We start from the raw sequence: 19221 nt of genomic DNA on the forward strand, positions 1-19221 counted from the left end.
ATGACCGCGAAGGCTGAAGGTTCCGCAGTGCGGACAGTCAAAGGTTTCGGCGATCGCCTCAGCGAGGTTGTCGCCGAGCGCGGTCGGCTCTGCGTGGGCATCGACCCGCACCCGGGGCTGCTGGATGCCTGGCAGTTGCCGCATTCGGCTGACGGTCTAGAGCGTTTTGCCGCCACATGCGTCGAGGCGTTCGGTGACATCGTTGCCGTCGTCAAGCCCCAGGTGGCGTTCTTTGAAGCCTACGGTTCCAAGGGCTTTGCCGTCCTGGAGCGGACGTTGGCAGATCTGAAGGACGCCGGTGCGCTGTCGATTGCAGATGCCAAGCGGGGCGATATCGGTTCGACGATGGCTGCATACGCTGATGCCTGGCTGTCGGATAGCTCGCCGCTAGCCGCCGACGCACTGACGGTATCTCCGTACCTTGGGTTCGGTGCTCTTGATCCGGCGTTTTCGTTGGCGTTGGAGAACGGACGCGGCCTGTTCGTGCTGGCCGCAACGTCCAATCCGGAAGGTGCGTCCGTACAGAAGGCGACGGTTTCGGGTGAGAGTCTGGCTCAGACCATGGTCAACCAGGCAGCCGCTATTAATGCCCGCCAGATTGACGCTGGTGCAAAGGCGGGCAGCATCGGCGTTGTTGTTGGCGCAACGCTTGACGACGCCCCGGTGCTCAGTGACCTGCGCGGTCCCATTCTCATGCCCGGTGTGGGAGCTCAGGGTGGAACCCCGGCCGATGTAGATCGTCTGGCAGGGGAATCCAAGGGGCTTGCACTGCCAAATATTTCGCGTGCAATTCTCTCCGCTGGGTCTGATCCTGCTGCGCTGCGGCGCGCAACTATTGAAGCTGCGGCTCCGTTCCTATCCGAGAGTTAGCAGCGAATCGACGATTTGGCAGAGGCCCGCAGGGCGCACCTCATAGAACAGTTGCCCCTGCGGGCTTCTTCCGTACCTAGCTGCCGAGATTATCCTAATGAGCCTCAGGTGGCGGCGGAGTAGGTATAGGCAAGTTACTGTGACGATTCCTGGGAGATTTCGTACAAAAACCGTGGTCAATTTCCATTCTCCTGGGCAAACGGTGCTACAATCGCCGGAGTTGGTTGACCACGACCGAAAGGTGGGGCGGATAAAGCCCTGGTGTCATTTTTATCGACACCCCGTCAGCATTTGCCTCAACAACCGGTAAGTGCGGTACGGTCTCCAATCGTTAAGCACGGTGTCGTTGCCTGCCCTTGGTGGACGCGAGGCTCGTGCAAGTAAATAAGAAACTAACCAATCTATTTTTACGGAGGAACACGTGGCCCTTCCGCAGTTGACCCCGGAGCAGCGTGCAGCAGCACTCGAGAAGGCAGCTCAGGCCCGCAAGGTACGCGCAGAGCTCAAGGACAAGCTGAAGCGTGGCGCTATCGACCTGCCAGAGGTTCTCAAGCAGGCTGACGAGAACGAGATCATCGGCAAGATGAAGGTCTCCGCTCTGCTCGAGGCTCTGCCGAAGGTCGGCAAGGTCAAGGCACAGGACATCATGAATGACCTGGAGATTGCTCAGACCCGCCGCCTGCGTGGCCTGGGTGACCGTCAGCGTCGCGCTCTGCTGGAGCGCTTCGGCTACGCAGTGGAGGACTAGTCGCAGTGGCCGGGAATGAAAACGGTCAGCTGGTAGTCCTTGCCGGCCCTGCCGGTGTGGGAAAATCCACTGTTGTCAGTCGGCTCCGTGCCGAGGTTCCCGGACTGTACTTCAGCGTTTCCATGACCACCCGCGCCGCACGGCCGGGTGAGGTCGATGGCCGCGACTATTTCTTCGTGACCCCGGAGAAGTTCCAACAGCATATTGATGCAGGAGAGATGCTCGAGTGGGCTGAAATCCACGGTGGTCTGCAGCGTTCTGGAACGCCGCGTGGCCCGGTGGATAAAGCTCTCGCCGAGGGACGTCCGGTACTCGTTGAGGTGGATCTGGCGGGAGCCCGCTCCATCCGTAAGGTAGCGCCGAATGCTCACCTGCTGTTCTTGGCTCCGCCAAGCTGGGAGATTCTCGTCAGCAGGCTCACTGGTCGTGGCACGGAAACCGAGGCGCAAGTCAAGCGTCGCCTGGAAACCGCGCGAGTGGAAATGGATGCTCAGCACGAATTCGATGAGGTTGTTGTCAACGACAATGTCGATGATGCTGTGGCGGCCATCGCTCAGGCGCTGACTACTGGCAAGTAACAGGGCGACTCCACATCATCGATAGTAGAAATCGTTTCCAAGCAATGGTGTTTCTATTGCTCCGACGGTTTCTATTGTCACCCCAGTAACTCACGTTCTATTGAGGAAAGATTTCTCGTGACCCAGGAAAATACCGCCACCGAGGCAGTGTTCGACCCGCCAATTGGTATTACCAATCCGCCGATCGATGAGCTGCTTGGTAAGGCTTCTTCGAAGTACGCTCTGGCTATCTTCGCTGCCAAGCGTGCACGCCAGATTAATGACTACTACCAGCAGATTGACGAAGGCATGCTGGAGTACGTTGGCCCGCTGGTTACTCCGGGGGTCGCTGAGAAGCCTCTGTCCATCGCTCTTCGTGAAATCAACGCTGGTCTGCTGGACCACACTGAGGGCTAGAGCATTTCCTTAAGGGGAGATATCTGTATGCATGCCGCCGGTAATGCTGACGTATCCGAATGTTTAAAGGTTGTCGTCGGGGTTGCCGGCGGCATCGCTGCATATAAGGCCGCACACGTTGTTCGTGGCTTCAAGGAACTCGGTCACGATGTTCGCGTCGTTCCCACCGAGTCCGCATTGAATTTTGTAGGTGCGGCTACTTTCGAGGCGCTGTCGGGGAACCCGGTGTCGACTACGGTTTTTGACGCAGTCGATGAAGTTCAGCATGTCCGCGTGGGGCAGGAGGCCGACCTCGTCGTCGTGGTTCCCGCGACTGCCGACTTTATGGCGCGTGCCGCACACGGGCGTGCCGACGACCTTCTCACCGCAACTTTGCTTGTGGCGACCTGCCCGGTGGTTCTGGCTCCTGCCATGCACACTGAGATGTGGAACCATCCAGCTACGCGCGATAATGTCGCGATTCTTCGTCGCCATGGCACTATTGTCCTCGATCCGGCCCATGGCCGTTTGACTGGTAAGGACACTGGTCCAGGTCGTCTGCCGGAGCCAGAGCAGATAGTTTCGCTGGCATTAGCGGCAGTCGAGAATCCGCGCCACTTCCGCCGCGACTTCGAGGGCGTGCGCTTCATGATTACTGCCGGTGGCACCCGTGAGGCTATCGACCCGGTACGTTTTATCGGCAACCACTCCTCAGGGCGTCAGGGCTTCGCGCTAGCTGAGATGGCAGCACAGCGTGGCGCTCAGGTCACTGTGGTGGCAGGACATACAGATCAGTTGCCGACACCGCTGGGCGCGAATGTTGTAAAGGTTGATTCCACTTTGGAGATGGCCAAGGCCGCCCACGAACACTCCAAGTTGGCCGATGTCTGCATTTTTGCCGCTGCCGTCGCCGACTTCCGTCCGGCATCGACCGCTGGGGCCAAGATGAAGAAGGGCGTCGCAGACGACGCTTTGAGCAACATCCAGCTCGTAGAAAACCCTGACATTCTGGCTACCACTGTGGAGCGGCGTAAAGCGGGCGAGATTCCGGCAACCACGACGATGGTGGGCTTTGCGGCTGAGACCGGCGACGAGACGACGACGCCACTCGAGCTTGCGAAGCAGAAAATTGTGCGCAAGGGCTGCGATTTGCTCATGTGTAACGACGTCTCAGGTGGGCAAACTTTCGGTGCGACGGACAATGTCGGATGGTTGCTGTCTCTCGATGGCGAGCAGTGGGACGTGCCGCGAGGCTCAAAGTTCTCGGTAGCCGGTTCGATTTTGGATGCAGTCTCCGAGCTGCGACAGGAACCTCAGCCAGCGGAGTAGCCGGTGCCTACTACGGCGACTGAACCGCTTGGTCTATAATTATCGAATCAAACGAAAACCCACGCCGCAGCGACATCGCAGGGCTGGGGAAATGATCTAGAAGAAAGTTGTACTGCTCGTGGCCTCTAATCTTCGGCTGTTTTCCAGTGAATCTGTTACCGAGGGGCACCCAGATAAGATTTGCGACTCGATTTCGGACTCCATCCTTGACGCTATGCTCGCGCAGGATTCTGCATCGATGGTCGCCGTTGAGACTGTGGTGACTACCGGTTTAGTCCATGTTGTTGGCGAAGTTCGCACGAAGAGCTACGTTGACATCCCCGGTATTGTCCGGAGTCGACTGAAGGAGATCGGTTTCGATTCTTCTGAAAAGGGCTTTGACGGCAAGACCTGCGGCGTCTCCGTTTCGATCGGTGAGCAGTCCTCAGATATTCACGACGGTGTGCACACTTCTCTGGAAGCACGCAGCTCTGATGGCGAAGTCGAAGCAGAAGATCTCAAGGGCGCTGGCGACCAGGGGCTGATGTTCGGCTACGCTACCAACGAAACTCCGGAGTACATGCCGCTACCGATTGCGCTGGCACACCGCCTGGCTCGCCGCTTGACGCAGGTACGCAAGGAAGGCATCGTCCCATCGCTTCGACCGGATGGTAAGACTCAGGTCACCTTCGCTTACGACGAAGACAATAACCCGGTGTACTTGGACACTGTTGTGGTGTCCACGCAGCACGACCCGGATGTGACCCAGGAGTGGATTACCGAGCAGATTAAGACTCACGTAGTCGATTGGGTGCTCGACGACGCTAACTTGCGCGAGCGCTTTGTTACCGAAGAATTGAATCTGCTGGTCAACCCGTCTGGCCAGTTTATTATCGGTGGCCCGATGGGCGATGCCGGCCTGACCGGCCGCAAGATTATCGTCGACACTTATGGCGGTATGGCTCGTCACGGTGGCGGCGCATTCTCGGGTAAGGACCCGTCAAAGGTGGACCGCTCCGGCGCTTATGCCACCCGTTGGGTTGCGAAGAATGCCGTGGCTGCGGGTCTGGCTGACCGCCTGGAGATTCAGGTCGCCTACGCTATCGGCCGCGCTCGCCCGGTAGGCCTTTACGTCGACTCTTTCGGCACCGGTCACGTTTCGGACGACGCCATCCGCGAGGCTATCAACAAGGTCTTCGACCTTCGTCCGGCCGCTATTATTCGTGACCTGGACTTGCTGCGCCCGATTTATGCGCAGACCTCCACCTACGGTCACTTCGGCCGAACTGACTTGGACCTGCCGTGGGAGCAACTCAACCGTGTTGAAGAGCTCCGCGCAGCCGCTGGCCTGGGATAAACACCACCCGCCAGCATGACCCTGGGGTGGGGAAGTAGAGTAAGACTCTATGACCGACGCCCCTTTCGCACCCGCCGCCGCAGCTGAGAAGCTGCCTGTCGCGCGGGTGCTTCCACTTTTGGGGCTGCCGCAGTTGGATCGCCCCTTCGATTACCTGGTTCCGCGCGCGCTAGCGGAGGAAGCGGTTGTCGGTTGCCGGGTGCGGATTCGATTCCACGGCCAATTGGTCAATGCGCTGGTGCTGGAGCGCTGTGCCACGCCCACTCACGACGGCAAACTGTCCTATCTCAAGGATGTCATCAGCACTGAGGTTGTCTATCCGCCACAGCTTCGACGGTTGGTGGATTCTCTGGCGGAGTATTACGGCGCAACACGCTCAAACATCATTCGATCCGCCATCCCAACCCGTCATGCACGGGCCGAACGTGCCCGCAAGGAGAAGATGCCCCCAACGTGGGAGGAATTGGGAAAGCTTGCCACCGAGGATCCGGACCTTTCCGCGTGGGGCAACTATGTCTTCGGCGAATCCTTTGTCGATTCCGTCCGCAAGGGCGCCCCGGCACGCGCAGCGTGGCAGCCAGTTCCAGGGGAACAGGTGGCAGCCATGCTCGCCGCGCTCAGCGTTTTGGTCGCCCGCGATGGTGGCGGTGTTCTCATCATTGTGCCGGACGCACGCACGCAGGCACGCTTCGAGAGCGCTTTTCGCGAGCTCATTTCTGCCCGTCAGCTCACTCTTCTCGGGGCTGGTCTCGGTCCCGAGTCCCGCTATCGCCGCTACCTGGATATCCTGCACGGCCAGGGGCGCATAGTCGTCGGAACGCGCTCGGCAGCGTACGCCCCAGTGCAGAATCTGCGTTTAGCAGTGATTGTCGATGATGGCGATGACAACCTCGTAGACCCCCGCGCACCCTACGTCCACTCTCGCGAGGTGCTGGTCACGCGAAGTGCGCAGGAGGGATGCGCTCTTATTTTTGCATCGTATAGCCGTACAGCAGAGGTGCAGCTGCTGGTCTCCTCAGGTTGGGCGCACAATCTGGTTGCAGGCGCCGACGCCCTCGCTGAATCCATGCCGGAGATGATTGCCTCCACGGACACTTCCGAAGACCCGGATGACGTGAGTAGGGGACGCCTTCCTGCCATCGCTTTTCGACGGGCAAAAGCCGCGCTGCGCGAAGAGCTTCCGATTCTGGTCCAGGTACCCCGCAAGGGATATGTACCGACATTGTCGTGTCGCTCCTGTGGCGCGCCTGCGCGCTGTCGCTGGTGTAACGGTCCACTGGGAATTCCACCGTCCGATAACCCGGACGATCCGGCGCCGCCGACCTGTCGGTGGTGTGGCCGCATCGACATCCACCACCGTTGCCATAGCTGCGGTTCCACCAAGATTCGGCCAGTCGTGGTCGGCAGTGAACGTACGGCGGAAGAGTTTGGTCGTATTTTCAGTCCATTCCCAGTCGTCGCTTCCTCTGGCGAACGGATTGTTGACGACATTCCCGAAGGCCCGAGGGTCGTGGTGGCCACGCCGGGAGCCGAGCCTTATGCGCCGGAGGGCTACGGAGCAGTGATGCTGCTGGACACTTGGGCGATGCTCGGCCGGCAGGACTTGCGCGCTCATGAAGAGGCCTATGCGCATTGGTCTCGAGCTGTCACGCTTGCGCGCCCGCGGGAGCGAGGAGGGGCAGTGGTTATCGATGCGGATGCTGCAGTCCCGACTGTGGCCGATCTTCTGGCATGGGACGCGGTAGGCGCTGCGAACAGGGAATTGGCCGACCGTACAGCCGCCGCTCTGCCTCCGGCCTTTCACGTGGCAGCGGTGGACGGGACTGAAGAGGGCCTGCGTAACTTCATGGAGTCCCTGGAGGTTCCATCGGGCGCGGAAATCCTGGGGCCGGTAGACCTTCCCCGCAACGCCAGACCACCAGCAGGCGTGGAACCGGGTACACCTATTCAGCGGATGTTGGTGCGCTGTGACCGTCGGCAAGCACGGGCGGTGGGAGCGGCGTTGAAGGCAGCACAGGTCGTTCGAGCGACCAGGAAGGACCCGACGCCGGTGCGCGTTGTCGTCGATCCGATTAATTTCGGCTAGCTGCTAAAATGAGCGCGTTATCGCTTGATTCACACCAGTTTTCTTGGAGGCTCTAAGTTCATGGCAGTTCGTGAGGTACGTCTTTTCGGCGATCCGGTGTTGCTGTCCAAGGCGGATACCGTCACTGATTTCGACGCGACGCTGTCGCACCTGATTGATGACATGTTCGACACGATGGACGAGCAACAGGGCGTCGGGCTCGCGGCAAACCAGGTCGGCGTGCTGCAGCGCGTTTTCGTCTACGACTGCAACGGCACCCGCGGGCACATCGTCAATCCGGAATGGGAAGCCATCGGCGACGAGACTGTCCACGAAATCGAAGGATGCCTATCTATCCCGGGTATTAATGGACCCGTGACTCGACACGCACGTGTGCGCGTTACTGGCCAGGATCGCCACGGCACACCGGTGAGCTTCGAAGCTGATGATTTGCTGGCTCGCTGTGTGCAGCATGAAAGCGACCACCTGGATGGTGTGCTGTTTTTGAAGCGTCTCGAGGGCGACGAGCGCAAGACCGCGATGCGTTCTCTGCGTGAGCAGGACTGGTTCCTCAACCGCGGTTAACTCACCTGCGCCTAGACCCCTGGGTGTGGCGCCCCGAGTTTCATCACTAGATTAACTAGAACAACTAGGTCCACCAGGAAGGAATCCACTTACTGTGCGCCTGATTTTTGCCGGAACCCCGGAACCTGCTGTCGTTGCACTGAAGAAGTTGCTCGAAGACTCCCGTCATGAAATCGTCGCTGTTCTCACTCGCCCCGATGCCCGCCGTGGCCGCGGTAAGTCGCTTTCGCCCTCGCCGGTGAAGGCTCTGGCCTTGGAACACGACATTCCCGTGCTCACCCCGACGACCCTGCGCGATGAAGAGATCCAGCAGCAGATCCGCGAATTAAACGCCGACTGCATCCCGGTGGTCGCCTACGGCAATCTCGTGCCGGAGGATTTGCTCGATGTACCGACGCACGGCTGGGTCAATCTGCATTTCTCGCTGCTTCCTTCTTGGCGAGGTGCCGCGCCGGTGCAGGCAGCTATCGCCGCTGGCGACGAGGTCACGGGTGCCAGTACCTTCCGGATTGAAAAGGGCCTGGATACCGGACCAGTTTTCGGTACCGTCACCGAAGCGATTCGCCCGACTGATAATGCCGACGACCTCTTGACCCGCCTGGCATACTCCGGCGCGGATCTCCTAGCTGCCACCATGGACGGCATCGAAGCCGGTGCGTTGCGTCCGACCGCTCAGCCGGAACAGGATGTCAGCTACGCCGCTAAGTTCGGGCCGGAGGATGCCCGAATCGTTTGGACTCAGCCGCGTCATCTTCTTGACCGCCGCGCTCGTGCATTCACGCCTGCCCCAGGTGCGTGGACGACTCTCGACGGTGCACGTTTGAAGGTCGGAGAGCTCACCCCGCTTTCCGACGAGGACAGCGCCGCGGTCGACGAGGTGCGAAAGGCAGCTGCTCCGGAGGCGGCAGCCGCCACACCGGGTGAGTTGGTAGTGGAGAAGCACCGAGTATCTGTGCGTTGTGCCGATGGCTATGTGCAGCTGGTGAAGGTGCAGCCACAGGGTAAGAAGATGATGGATGCGTCCGACTGGGCGCGAGGTAGCCAACCCGGCGGAAAGGTCTGCGAGTAAATGGGCAACGACAAACCCCGCCACACCGGTGGCGGACGGCAGCGCGGCAACCGCAGCGGACAGAACCGCAATGACCGCAACCGTAACCGTGACAACCGAGGTGGGGACAATCGCGGTGGCATTGACCAGCCGCGCAAGGTCGCACTGAAGGTACTAGCCGACGTTCGCGAGAATGATGCTTACGCGAACCTGCTGCTGCCCAAGTTGCTGAAGGCACACAAGCTCAAGGGTCGGGATGCTGCTTTTGCAACGGAGCTGACGTACGGCACACTGCGGGCGGAAGGCCTGTTGGATGCCGTGATTGAGGCATCGTCGTCACGCCCGTTAAGCGATATTGCTGGACCGGTGATGGATGTGTTGCGCCTGGGCACGTACCAGCTGCTGCGTACGCGCGTCGACGCCTACGCTGCGGTCGATACCTCGGTGCGGGCAGTGGCGAAGGTGGCGGGACCTGGTGCGCGCGGCTTTGTCAATGCCATTTTGAGGAAGGTTTCCTCGAAGACCGAAAGCGAATGGGTGGCTGAGATTGCGCCGGATCCTGCGACCGATCCGATTGGCTACGTAGCGATGAAGCATGCCCACCCGCGCTGGATTGCGATGGAGTTTGCCCGCGCACTCGGTGCACAAGCCGGTGAGCTGCAGCAGGCACTCGCTGCCGACGATGCGCGCCCGTTGGTGCACTTGGTCGCTCGTCCGGGCGAGATTACGGCTGAAGAATTGGCACTGATTACCGGCGGTGAAGAGGGACCGTGGTCGCCGTACTGCGTGCGCTTGGATTCCGGTGCCCCAGGAGAATTGGAGCCGGTCCGACAGGGCTTGGCTGCGGTGCAGGACGAGGGTTCTCAGCTCATTGCGCGTGCCGTCACCATGGCACCCGTTGCCGGTGAAGACAGCGGCCGCTGGTTAGATCTGTGTTCCGGCCCCGGTGGTAAGTCAGCTTTCATCGGTGGCATCGCTGCTATTGAGGGCGCGAAGCTCGATGCTGTTGAGGTATCTGCGACTCGCGCAGAACTGGTGAAGAAGGCCACGGCCGGGCTGCCAGTGACTGTAACGGTTGCGGATGGTCGCGATACCGGGCTGGAGGCAGGCTTTGACCGCATTTTGGTAGACGCGCCGTGCTCTGGTTTGGGCTCGCTTCGCCGTCGCCCGGAAGCGCGCTGGCGGAAGTCGCCGTCCGATCTGAACTCCTTGACTGCGCTGCAGTTTGAACTGCTCAGTGAAGCTGTGCGTCTGGCACGGCCGGGTGGCATCATCGTCTATTCCACGTGTTCTCCGCATCTGCGGGAAACCAGGGGCATTGTCGATAGGGCAGTGACGGAATTGCCGGTGACGGAGCTGAATGCACACGAGTTGGTAGCGCCGATGACTGATGTCGGACCGTATCCATCTGTGCAGATGTGGCCACACCGCCACGGTACCGATGCGATGTTCTTCTCAGTTTTGCGCAAGAACGACTAGGCTCAGAGGTTATGAGCGCACCAATTATTGCCCCGTCCATTCTCGCTGCTGACTTCGCTCGCCTCGACCGCGAGGTTGAGGCTGTAGCCAATGCAGATTGGCTGCATATCGACGTCATGGATGGCCACTTCGTTCCCAACCTGTCCTTCGGCGCTCCGGTGCTGGAGGCCGTAGCTGCGGTGACGGACAAGTACTTGGATGTCCATCTCATGATTGAGAACCCGAAGAAGTGGGTCGACACCTACATTAAGGCGGGGGCGAGCTCCGTTATTTTCCATGTGGAAGCCGTCGACGATGCCATCGCACTGGCACGCCACATTCGTTCCCAGGGCGTGAAGGCCGGGTTCTCGCTGCGCCCGGGTACCCCAATTGAGCCGTGGCTGGATCACCTCGCCGAATTCGACGAGGTGCTGGTCATGAGTGTCGAACCCGGTTTCGGGGGCCAGTCCTTTATGCCGGATCAGCTAACCAAGGTCGAGAAGCTGCGTCAGCGCATTGATGCCGAAGGTCTGGATACTCTGATCGAGATTGACGGTGGTATCTCCGCCAAGACCATCGAATCCGCTGCCGCCGCCGGTTGCGACGCCTTCGTTGCAGGGTCGGCCGTTTTCGGCGCTGATGATCGTGCGGCGGCTGTCGATGAGCTGCGCGCATTGGCCACTACTGCTGCAACTAAGTAGACGGCGGTGAAGCACGGTGGCACAGTTTCCGGATCTCGTCTCCGCACAGCCGCTGACTGACGCTCAAGCTATGGCATTGGCCATAGAAGCCGGCCAGCGAGTTCGGGGCACCACCTATCCCAATCCACCGATTGGTTGCGTCATCCTCGATACCGCAGGGATTGCGGTAGGAGTGGCCGGAACTGAGCCGGTAGGTGGCCGACACGCAGAGCCACAAGCATTGGAAATGGCGGGGGCACGAGCTCAGGGCGGTACTGCAGTGGTCACACTAGAGCCGTGCAATCATATCGGCCGTACACCACCGTGCACCGAGGCACTTGCGGCAGCCGGAGTTTCCCGCGTCATATTTGCGGTCGCCGATCCTAATCCCGTGGCCGCTGGCGGCAGCGAGTGGTTGCGATACAAGGGAATCGACGTGGTCGAGGAGTTCCAACGCAATCGTGTGGCGGATGGCTATCTGCGTCCATGGTTACACTGGCAGCGCACTCGGCGCCCACACATCACGCTGAAGACGGCGGGCACGCTGGATGGTTTCGCCGCCGCTACCGACCGCACCTCGCAGTGGATTACGGGGGAGCAGGCGCGGGCACGGGTACATATCGATCGTGCACGTCGGCAAGCGATTGTCGTCGGAACGGGAACAGTGCTCGCTGACAATCCGCGATTGACCGCGCGCACACCAGACGGCGAGGAGCTGTCAACGCAACCCCTGCGCATCGCGATCGGCACCTCGGAGGTCGCCGCCGATGCGAATATCCGCGGCGATAACTTCCGCCACATTCGCACTCACGATGTGGAAGTGGCGCTGGAGACAATGGCGGATATGGGACTTATTGACGTGCTGGTAGAAGGCGGCCCACGGCTCGCCAGCGCTTTCTTAGAAGCCGATGCTGTCGACGCGATTGAGTCTTACATTGCCCCGGCGTTTCTCGGAGCTGGTCTGCCGGTGACATCGGCCAACCATGAGACCACCATCACTGACATCTCGCGCTTTCGTACCGTCGCGGTCGAGACTCTGGGAGATGACATTTTGATTACGGCTCTCCGCAGTGGCAAAGATCGCGGGTAGACCGGCTAGAGTTAATTTTGTAAAAATCTTTCAATTTATAACAAACGGTAAAGGATTTTCCTGACCACTATGTTTACGGGAATTGTTGAGGAACTCGGCGAAATTCGCGAAATCCACCGCGAAGCCGATTCCATTACTCTGACCATTCGCGCGACCACCGTGCTTGACGACGTGCACCACGGTGATTCCATTGCTGTCAATGGCGTTTGTTTGACCGTCGTGGAGTTTGGCGATGATTTCTTTACCGCTGATCTCATGCAAGAGACTCTGGTTAGGTCGAGCCTCGGCCAAGTTGAGGTCGGCTCCAAGGTCAACCTCGAACGTGCAACCGCAGTCGGTCAACGCCTTGGCGGCCATATCGTGCAGGGACATGTCGATGGCACCGGCGAGGTTATTTCGCGCACGCCAGGGGAGCGCTGGGAAGTAGTGCGGATTTCGCTGCCGGAGCATCTCTCCAAGTATGTCGTGGAAAAGGGCTCAATTGCCGTGGATGGTACTTCGTTGACCGTCTCTGCAGTAGGCGAGGGGTTCTTTGAAGTCAGCCTGATACCGACGACGCTGACGGACTCCGTTATTGGTTCGACCGCGGTAGGCACCAAGGTCAATTTGGAAGTCGATGTGCTAGCCAAGTACGTCGAGAAAATGTTGGAAAGATAAGCTACAAGACTGTGATTAAGTTCAATTCTGTAGAGCGGGCCATTGCGGACATCGCAGCCGGTAAGGCCGTGGTCGTCGTCGACGATGAAGATCGTGAGAACGAGGGCGACATCATCTTCGCCGCCGAGAAGGCAACGCCTGAACTTGTTGCCTTTATGGTTCGCTATTCCTCTGGTTACATCTGCGCGCCCCTGACCGCCGAGGACTGCGAGCGTCTGAATCTGCCACCGATGGTGTCAGAGAATGAGGATGCCCGCGGTACCGCATACACAGTGACCGTGGATGCCAACACCGGTACGACCGGTATTTCCGCCACAGATCGTGCGAACACCATTCGTACTCTGGCTGACCCCACGTCGAGCCCGCACGATTTCACCCGACCAGGACACGTGGTCCCGTTGCGAGCTCGCGATGGTGGCGTCCTCGTCCGTGCCGGCCACACCGAGGCTGCGGTCGATCTCGCCCGCCTGGCAGGGCTTCGTCCTGCCGGCGTGCTGTGTGAGGTTGTCTCCGAGGAAGACCCGACCGGTATGGCGCGCGCGGAGGAACTGCGTCGCTTCTGCGACAAGCACGATTTAGCGCTGATCTCCATTGAGCAGCTGATCGAATACCGTCGCCACAACGAGCACTTGATTGAACGCGTTGTCGAAACCAAGCTGCCGACCGACTACGGCGAGTTCCGTGCCATTGGGTACCGGAGCCTTATCGACGGTGTCGAGCATGTTGCTCTCGTTGTGGGGGGTGTTTCTTCCAACGATGGTCAGGACGTCCTCGTGCGTGTGCACTCCGAATGCCTCACCGGCGACGCACTGGGATCTCGCCGCTGCGACTGCGGTCAGCAGCTGCACAACTCCATGCGCATGGTTCACGAAGCGGGGCGCGGCGTCATCCTGTACATGCGCGGGCACGAAGGCCGAGGCATTGGTTTGATGCCGAAGCTGCAGGCCTACCATCTGCAAGATGAAGGCGCTGACACCGTTGATGCCAATCTCGCGCTCGGTTTGCCGTCGGATGCCCGTGAGTACGGCACTGGTGCACAGATCCTGCAGGATCTTGGAGTCACCACTATGGCGCTGCTGACGAACAATCCGACCAAGCGTGCCGGCCTAGGTGGTTATGGACTGGAGATGAGCCGCCGGGTACCGGTGCCAGTTGAGGTCAACGAGGATAACTTGAAATACTTGTTGACAAAGCGCGAACGCATGGGCCATGAGCTCCCTTGGTTGGATGAGTACATGGAGACCCACGGCATTTCGACAGAAGGAGCACAGTAGATGAGTGGCGCAGGTCTTCCTGAAATTTCCGTTCCCGATTCCACTGGTGTGACCGTCGGTCTGGTCACCTCTCACTGGAACGAGGAGATTACTGGGCAGCTTCGTCGTGAAGCGCTGGCCCAGGCCGAGGAGGTCGGCGCTGTAGTTACGGATGTGACTGTCGTCGGTGCTCTGGAGATTCCGGTTGTGGTGCAACAGCTCGCCCGAACTCACGACGCCGTGGTGGCGCTGGGGTGCGTTATCCGCGGTGGTACGCCGCACTTCGACTATGTCTGCGACTCGGTGACTGAGGGCCTGACGCGGATCGCACTGGACTGTGAAACGCCAGTTGGCAATGGTGTGCTGACCTGCAACACTGAACAGCAGGCAATTGATCGTGCCGGCGGTGAGGGCGCCGCGGAGAATAAAGGTCGCGAGGCCATGGCCGCAGCGCTGCACACCGTCGCAGTGTTGAAGTCCCTTCGTGAAGGTGGAGCTGAGTAAGAATGGGTAACTCCGAACGCCACAGCAATTCGACTGCCGTCGACACCGGTAACGAAGACAAATGGCTGTTGGAAATCACCTCGCAAAAGCTGCGTCTGTGGGCGATTATCGCTGCAGTTGTGGTTTTCGCTATCCATATCTTCATGGGTATCGTGGTGGACTTTGGTAACACCGGAGCTTCGGTGACCGCTATCGACCAGCTGGCTTTCCCAATGATTGGTTTGATCATCGCCGGGGTAATCCTGCTGCTGACTCGGGCTCGCGTTCGCGTAAATGCCAGGGGTGTGGAAGTCCGCAATCTACTCAATGCGAAGTTTTACCCGTGGGTCGATATCTACGGCCTGAGTTTTCCAAAGAAGTCCCGCTGGGCTCGCTTGGAGCTGCCTGACTTTGAGTTTGTGCCGATGCTCGCGATCCAGTCGGCCGACGGCAGCCGCGTCGTGGAAGACATCCGCCGGTTCCGTGAACTTGAAGACAAGTTCATGCCGGAGGACTAACCCAAGGACACGTTTTAAGGACACCGTAAGTGACTGACCCTTCTCAGTACCGTCCCGCCCCCGGCACCATTCCCACGGAGCCGGGGGTGTACCGTTTTCTCGATTCAACCGGGCGCGTTCTCTACGTCGGCAAGGCGAAGAATCTCCGTGCGCGTTTGTCTAACTATTTCCAGGACTTAACTCGGCTTCATCCCCGCACCCGCCAGATGGTGCAGTCCGCTTCGAAGGTGACGTGGACTGTCGTCCACAATGAAGTCGAAGCGCTGCAGTTGGAGTACACCTGGATCAAGCGCTTTAATCCGCGGTTCAACGTGATGTACCGCGACGACAAGTCGTATCCGATGTTGGCCGTCAGCGTTGGAGAGCTGTACCCGCGGCTCTTTCTCTACCGAGGACCGCGCCGGAAGGGCGTGCGTTATTTCGGGCCTTATTCACACGCGTGGGCTATCCGAGAAACTCTCGACTTGCTTACACGAGTTTTCCCAGCCCGCACCTGTTCAAAGGGAGTCTTCAACCGGCAGCAAGCCCTGGGGCGGCCCTGTTTGCTCGGCTATATCGACAAATGCTCGGCGCCTTGTGTCGGCCGTGTCAGTGCCGAGGAACACCGCGAAATTGTCCGTGGTTTTACCAGCTTCATGTCGGGAAATACGGGCCCGGTCACGAGGCGCTTAAAGAAGGAAATGGAGGAAGCTGCCGGCGAGTTAGACTTCGAGCGCGCCGCTAGTCTGCGCGACAACCTCGCTGCCATCGACAAGGTCATGGAGCGGCAGTCAGTCGTGCTTTCCGACGCCGCCGATGCCGACTTTATTGCGCTAGCAACCGACGAACTGGAAGCGGCCGTGCAGATTTTCCATGTTCGGGCGGGACGTATTTACGGTCAGCGCGGCTGGGTAGTGGAGAAGTCCGGCGAGTACGCGACTACGGAGTTTCGAGAGGGAGAGACTGACCCCAGCTTGGGTGGGCTGCTAACGCAGTTCCTGACACAGTTCTATGGCGACGCCGCCAAGCACGCGGATGTCGACGGCGATGAATCAACCACTGCCGCCCAGGTTGTGCCACGCGAAATTCTCGTTCAGGCCACGCCCGACGATCTTGACGAGGTTACTGCATTTTTGGCCGATATTCGTGGCACCAATGTAGATATTCGCGTCCCACAACGCGGTGACAAGCGGACGCTCATGGAGACCGTGCAGAAAAATGCAGCTGAAGCGCTACGCCAGCACAAGCTAAAGCGAAGTGGAGATCTAACTACTCGATCGCAGGCTCTCTCCGAACTCCAGGACGCGCTATTTATGGATGAAGCGCCGCTGCGCATCGAGTGCACTGACATCTCGCATATTCAGGGCACCGATGTGGTGGCCTCGTTGGTGGTCTTCGAGGATGGATTGCCCAAGAAGTCCGACTACCGTCGCTACCGAATCAAAGATGCAGCAGGTGACGGTCGCTCGGACGACGTCGGTTCTATCGCTGAGGTGGTGCGCCGTCGTTTTCTGCGCCATAACGAGGACAAGCTCGCCATGCCCGATGATGCAAGCGAGATGTTCGTCGAAGAGACGACTGATGCCGTCGATGAGCAGTCGCGGAGTAACCGCAAGTTTGCCTACCCGCCACAGTTGTTCATCGTCGACGGTGGTGCACCGCAGGTCGCAGCCGCACAGGCGGTCCTCGATGAACTCGGGGTCACCGATGTGACGTTGGTGGGAATTGCCAAGCGCTTAGAAGAGCTGTGGATTCCCGACGATGATGAGCCGCTCATTCTGCCGCGTAATTCGGAAGCGATGTACCTAATCCAGCGAATTCGTGATGAGGCGCACCGCTTTGCCATTAATTATCACCGTCAGCAGCGATCTAAACGCATGCGCTCGTCGGTGCTTGATGGCATTAAGGGGCTGGGGCCAGCACGCCGCAGTGAGTTGGTCAAGCACTTTGGTTCCGTTGCGGCGCTGAAGAAGGCCAGCGTCGAGCAGATCGAAGAAGTGGCTGGTTTCGGGCCGATGCTCGCGAAAACTGTTTACGATTACCTCCATCCAGACGAGAAGTCGTCAGAGCCAAACTCGGATGTCGGTCCGGGAGAGTAGGCGTAGAAGTAGGTAAACAAGTGGCTAAAACCGCACTTGAAACAGTGCTAGGGGGTTTACTTCCGCTAGTAAAACCGAGAGCGGTTGGGCGGAATTGTATTAGAGTGATGGCATGATTACTTCGGGTTATTCCCCTCAGGCTGAAAAGTCACTTGTGTTGATTACCGGCATGTCCGGTTCCGGACGCAATACGGCCGCCAGCGTCTTGGAGGAGATGGGCTGGTATGTCGCAGACAACCTGCCCCCGGAGTTGATTATGCGCATGGTCGAGTTGTCGTTTGAAGCGGACTCTCCAGTAGAGCGCCTCGCTATCGTCACCGACGTGCGCTCGCGCGCGTTCGCCGGCAGTTTGGGGGAGGTGCTCGACGGACTCCGCAATGAGGGGCGCCAGCCCTATGTCATCTTCTTTGATGCCAACGACGACACCCTCATCGCCCGCTACGACTCTGTCCGCCGCACCCATCCGCTGCAGGAAAATGGCACGCTTTCACAGGGTATTGCCGCTGAACGTCAGATGTTGCTGCCAATAAAGGGCATGTCGGATTTAGTAGTGGATACCTCTGACATGAGCGTGCACGATTTGCGCCGTGAGTTAGAGCATCAGTTGTCGGATACCGCTAGCAAGATTCAGCAGATCACCATCGAATCATTTGGGTTTAAGCACGGTGCGCCGCGCGATGCCGACATGCTTTTCGACGTCCGTTTTCTCCCCAATCCCTATTGGGTACCTGAGCTGCGTGCGGGCCGCGGTACCAACAAAGCCGTGGCCGACTACGTGCTGTCCCAACCTGAGTCTCAGGGGTTTTTGGACAACGTCACAAACTTGATTGAATTGGTTTTGCCCGGGTACCGCCGTGAGGGCAAGGGTTTTATGACTATCGCTGTGGGATGCACCGGAGGCCATCACCGAAGTGTGGCCATGTCGGAGGCGCTGGCTAAGAAGCTCGAGGGAGTTTCCGGGATCAACGTCAACGTCGTCCACCGCGATATTGACCGCAACTAGCGGTTTTAGTGGAGGTGTAGAAATTGACATCAATTACCAGTCTGGGTGGCGGTCATGGTCTATTTGCCACGCTGAGAGCTGACCGTCAGGTTGCGGACCATGTCACAGCGGTGGTCACAGTTGCCGACGACGGCGGATCCTCGGGTCGCCTTCGTCGTGAGCTGGGGCAGATTCCCCCTGGAGACCTTCGCATGGCACTCGCCGCGCTTTCCGCAGATACGGAAAAAGGCGATCTGTGGGAAAAGACACTGCAGCACCGCTTTGGCGGAACTGGCGCACTGGCAGGGCATGCGATTGGCAATCTGATTATCGCTGGCCTCACCAGTGTGATGGGAAATGAAGTCGACGCGCTTGACGAAATTGGCCGGTTGCTGCAAATCCGGGGTCGAGTCGTGCCCATGTCGCCGATCCCGCTAGAGATTGAGGCCGAAGTCGTTGGCTTGGAGCAGGATGCTCGCGTTGTGCGCCAGGTCCGTGGCCAGGTCGCAGTGGCCACGACACCTGGCCAGGTGCGCCGAATCCGGCTGATTCCTGAGACTCCGCCGGCATCCGAGGAGGCCATTGAAGCTATCCTCAATGCCGATTTGGTGACGCTGGGTCCGGGTTCGTGGTTTACTTCGGTTCTGCCACATCTTCAGGTGCCCGGGCTGCGGGATGCTCTGCAAGAAACCAATGCCACAACCGTCGTGGTGCTGAATCTTGTCGCCGAGCCGGGGGAGACCGCCGGTTTTTCTTCCGAACGGCACATCCATATGCTCACGCAGCATGCACCTAACTTGAAGCTCAATTACGTGCTTGTCGACGACAACACGCCGCTCGCGGATACCGAACGAGAATACCTGCAGCGAGCGGCGGATAGCCTAGACGCGCAGGTTGTCTTCGCCGATGTGCAAGAAGTTGATGACCACGGAGCTCTGACGGGTCGGCATTCGCCGGAGAAACTAGCTGTCGCACTTCGTCAGTTCCTCTAAAGCGTCCGGCCAGTCGAGGGTTTTAATGCATTCTCCTGCGAGGATGCAATAGACAATCAACTAATTGCCACTCGATTGGTACCGGATACTATCCTT

Annotated in this window: 19 protein-coding genes; all 19 read left to right on the forward strand. The window is 59.2% G+C overall.

From position 1 onward, the window contains the following. The 19 genes from pyrF to yvcK all read left to right on the forward strand — a co-directional run bounded on the left by pyrF (position 1) and on the right by yvcK (position 19125). Positions 1-870 carry an orotidine-5'-phosphate decarboxylase gene (pyrF, locus tag HMPREF2547_RS01800; protein ID WP_070604550.1) on the forward strand — a complete coding sequence of 290 codons (870 nt, stop codon included), beginning with the start codon at positions 1-3 and terminating at the stop codon, positions 868-870. 421 nt (positions 871-1291) lie between these two features. Beyond that, positions 1292-1618 (forward strand): integration host factor, actinobacterial type, encoded by a 327-nt coding sequence (gene mihF / locus HMPREF2547_RS01805; RefSeq protein ID WP_016422714.1) that lies wholly within the window; start codon positions 1292-1294, stop codon positions 1616-1618. 5 nt (positions 1619-1623) lie between these two features. Then, positions 1624-2196, forward strand: coding sequence for a guanylate kinase (gene gmk / locus HMPREF2547_RS01810; RefSeq protein WP_070438382.1), 573 nt, complete (start codon positions 1624-1626; stop codon positions 2194-2196). Between the two features lie 117 nt (positions 2197-2313). Further along, positions 2314-2592, forward strand: a complete 279-nt coding sequence (rpoZ, locus tag HMPREF2547_RS01815) for a DNA-directed RNA polymerase subunit omega (RefSeq protein WP_005510796.1) — start codon at positions 2314-2316, stop codon at positions 2590-2592. Positions 2593-2619: 27 nt separating this feature from the next. Further along, the gene (gene coaBC, locus HMPREF2547_RS01820; RefSeq protein WP_070547083.1) at positions 2620-3900 is read left to right on the forward strand and encodes a bifunctional phosphopantothenoylcysteine decarboxylase/phosphopantothenate--cysteine ligase CoaBC; all 1281 of its coding nucleotides are present in this window, start codon (positions 2620-2622) and stop codon (positions 3898-3900) included. Positions 3901-4018: 118 nt separating this feature from the next. Next, entirely contained in the window at positions 4019-5236 is a 1218-nt protein-coding gene (metK, locus tag HMPREF2547_RS01825; protein ID WP_070438390.1) for a methionine adenosyltransferase, read from the forward strand. A 49-nt stretch (positions 5237-5285) separates the two neighbouring features. Next, entirely contained in the window at positions 5286-7322 is a 2037-nt protein-coding gene (locus HMPREF2547_RS01830; protein ID WP_070604551.1) for a primosomal protein N', read from the forward strand. A 60-nt stretch (positions 7323-7382) separates the two neighbouring features. Then, on the forward strand, positions 7383-7886 hold the full coding sequence (def, locus tag HMPREF2547_RS01835; protein WP_016422719.1) for a peptide deformylase: 504 nt from the start codon (positions 7383-7385) through the stop codon (positions 7884-7886). 94 nt (positions 7887-7980) lie between these two features. Beyond that, positions 7981-8955, forward strand: a complete 975-nt coding sequence (gene fmt / locus HMPREF2547_RS01840; protein WP_070604553.1) for a methionyl-tRNA formyltransferase — start codon at positions 7981-7983, stop codon at positions 8953-8955. Next, positions 8956-10413 carry an RsmB/NOP family class I SAM-dependent RNA methyltransferase gene (locus HMPREF2547_RS01845; RefSeq protein WP_070604555.1) on the forward strand — a complete coding sequence of 486 codons (1458 nt, stop codon included), beginning with the start codon at positions 8956-8958 and terminating at the stop codon, positions 10411-10413. 11 nt (positions 10414-10424) lie between these two features. Next, a complete protein-coding gene (gene rpe, locus HMPREF2547_RS01850; RefSeq protein ID WP_070604557.1) occupies positions 10425-11093 on the forward strand; it encodes a ribulose-phosphate 3-epimerase in 669 nt (222 codons plus the stop codon). 16 nt (positions 11094-11109) lie between these two features. Beyond that, a complete protein-coding gene (gene ribD / locus HMPREF2547_RS01855; RefSeq protein ID WP_016422723.1) occupies positions 11110-12162 on the forward strand; it encodes a bifunctional diaminohydroxyphosphoribosylaminopyrimidine deaminase/5-amino-6-(5-phosphoribosylamino)uracil reductase RibD in 1053 nt (350 codons plus the stop codon). 69 nt (positions 12163-12231) lie between these two features. Further along, complete coding sequence (locus tag HMPREF2547_RS01860; protein WP_048731872.1) at positions 12232-12819, forward strand: riboflavin synthase; 588 nt, start codon at positions 12232-12234, stop codon at positions 12817-12819. Positions 12820-12830: 11 nt separating this feature from the next. Next, on the forward strand, positions 12831-14093 hold the full coding sequence (locus HMPREF2547_RS01865; protein WP_070604559.1) for a bifunctional 3,4-dihydroxy-2-butanone-4-phosphate synthase/GTP cyclohydrolase II: 1263 nt from the start codon (positions 12831-12833) through the stop codon (positions 14091-14093). Continuing rightward, entirely contained in the window at positions 14094-14576 is a 483-nt protein-coding gene (gene ribH / locus HMPREF2547_RS01870; protein ID WP_048731874.1) for a 6,7-dimethyl-8-ribityllumazine synthase, read from the forward strand. Positions 14577-14578: 2 nt separating this feature from the next. Continuing rightward, positions 14579-15073, forward strand: coding sequence for a PH domain-containing protein (locus HMPREF2547_RS01875; protein WP_070604562.1), 495 nt, complete (start codon positions 14579-14581; stop codon positions 15071-15073). A 29-nt stretch (positions 15074-15102) separates the two neighbouring features. Next, a complete protein-coding gene (uvrC, locus tag HMPREF2547_RS01880) occupies positions 15103-17151 on the forward strand; it encodes an excinuclease ABC subunit UvrC (protein WP_070604564.1) in 2049 nt (682 codons plus the stop codon). Positions 17152-17263: 112 nt separating this feature from the next. Then, entirely contained in the window at positions 17264-18154 is an 891-nt protein-coding gene (gene rapZ / locus HMPREF2547_RS01885) for an RNase adapter RapZ (protein ID WP_005510809.1), read from the forward strand. 23 nt (positions 18155-18177) lie between these two features. Then, complete coding sequence (gene yvcK / locus HMPREF2547_RS01890) at positions 18178-19125, forward strand: gluconeogenesis factor YvcK family protein (protein WP_048731879.1); 948 nt, start codon at positions 18178-18180, stop codon at positions 19123-19125. Positions 19126-19221: the final 96 nt, after the last annotated feature.

Source organism: Corynebacterium sp. HMSC055G02, assembly GCF_001809065.1.
GTDB lineage: Bacteria > Actinomycetota > Actinomycetes > Mycobacteriales > Mycobacteriaceae > Corynebacterium > Corynebacterium jeikeium_D.

Excerpts from the sequence above, each read along its gene's own strand:
- HMPREF2547_RS01860 (WP_048731872.1), top strand. The coding sequence starts at position 12,232 with ATGTTTACGGGAATTGTTGAGGAACTCGGCGAAATTCGCGAAATCCAC.
- def (WP_016422719.1), top strand. The coding sequence starts at position 7,383 with ATGGCAGTTCGTGAGGTACGTCTTTTCGGCGATCCGGTGTTGCTGTCC.
- coaBC (WP_070547083.1), top strand. The coding sequence starts at position 2,620 with ATGCATGCCGCCGGTAATGCTGACGTATCCGAATGTTTAAAGGTTGTC.
- HMPREF2547_RS01830 (WP_070604551.1), top strand. The coding sequence starts at position 5,286 with ATGACCGACGCCCCTTTCGCACCCGCCGCCGCAGCTGAGAAGCTGCCT.
- rapZ (WP_005510809.1), top strand. The coding sequence starts at position 17,264 with ATGATTACTTCGGGTTATTCCCCTCAGGCTGAAAAGTCACTTGTGTTG.
- HMPREF2547_RS01845 (WP_070604555.1), top strand. The coding sequence starts at position 8,956 with ATGGGCAACGACAAACCCCGCCACACCGGTGGCGGACGGCAGCGCGGC.
- rpe (WP_070604557.1), top strand. The coding sequence starts at position 10,425 with ATGAGCGCACCAATTATTGCCCCGTCCATTCTCGCTGCTGACTTCGCT.
- ribH (WP_048731874.1), top strand. The coding sequence starts at position 14,094 with ATGAGTGGCGCAGGTCTTCCTGAAATTTCCGTTCCCGATTCCACTGGT.
- pyrF (WP_070604550.1), top strand. The coding sequence starts at position 1 with ATGACCGCGAAGGCTGAAGGTTCCGCAGTGCGGACAGTCAAAGGTTTC.
- HMPREF2547_RS01875 (WP_070604562.1), top strand. The coding sequence starts at position 14,579 with ATGGGTAACTCCGAACGCCACAGCAATTCGACTGCCGTCGACACCGGT.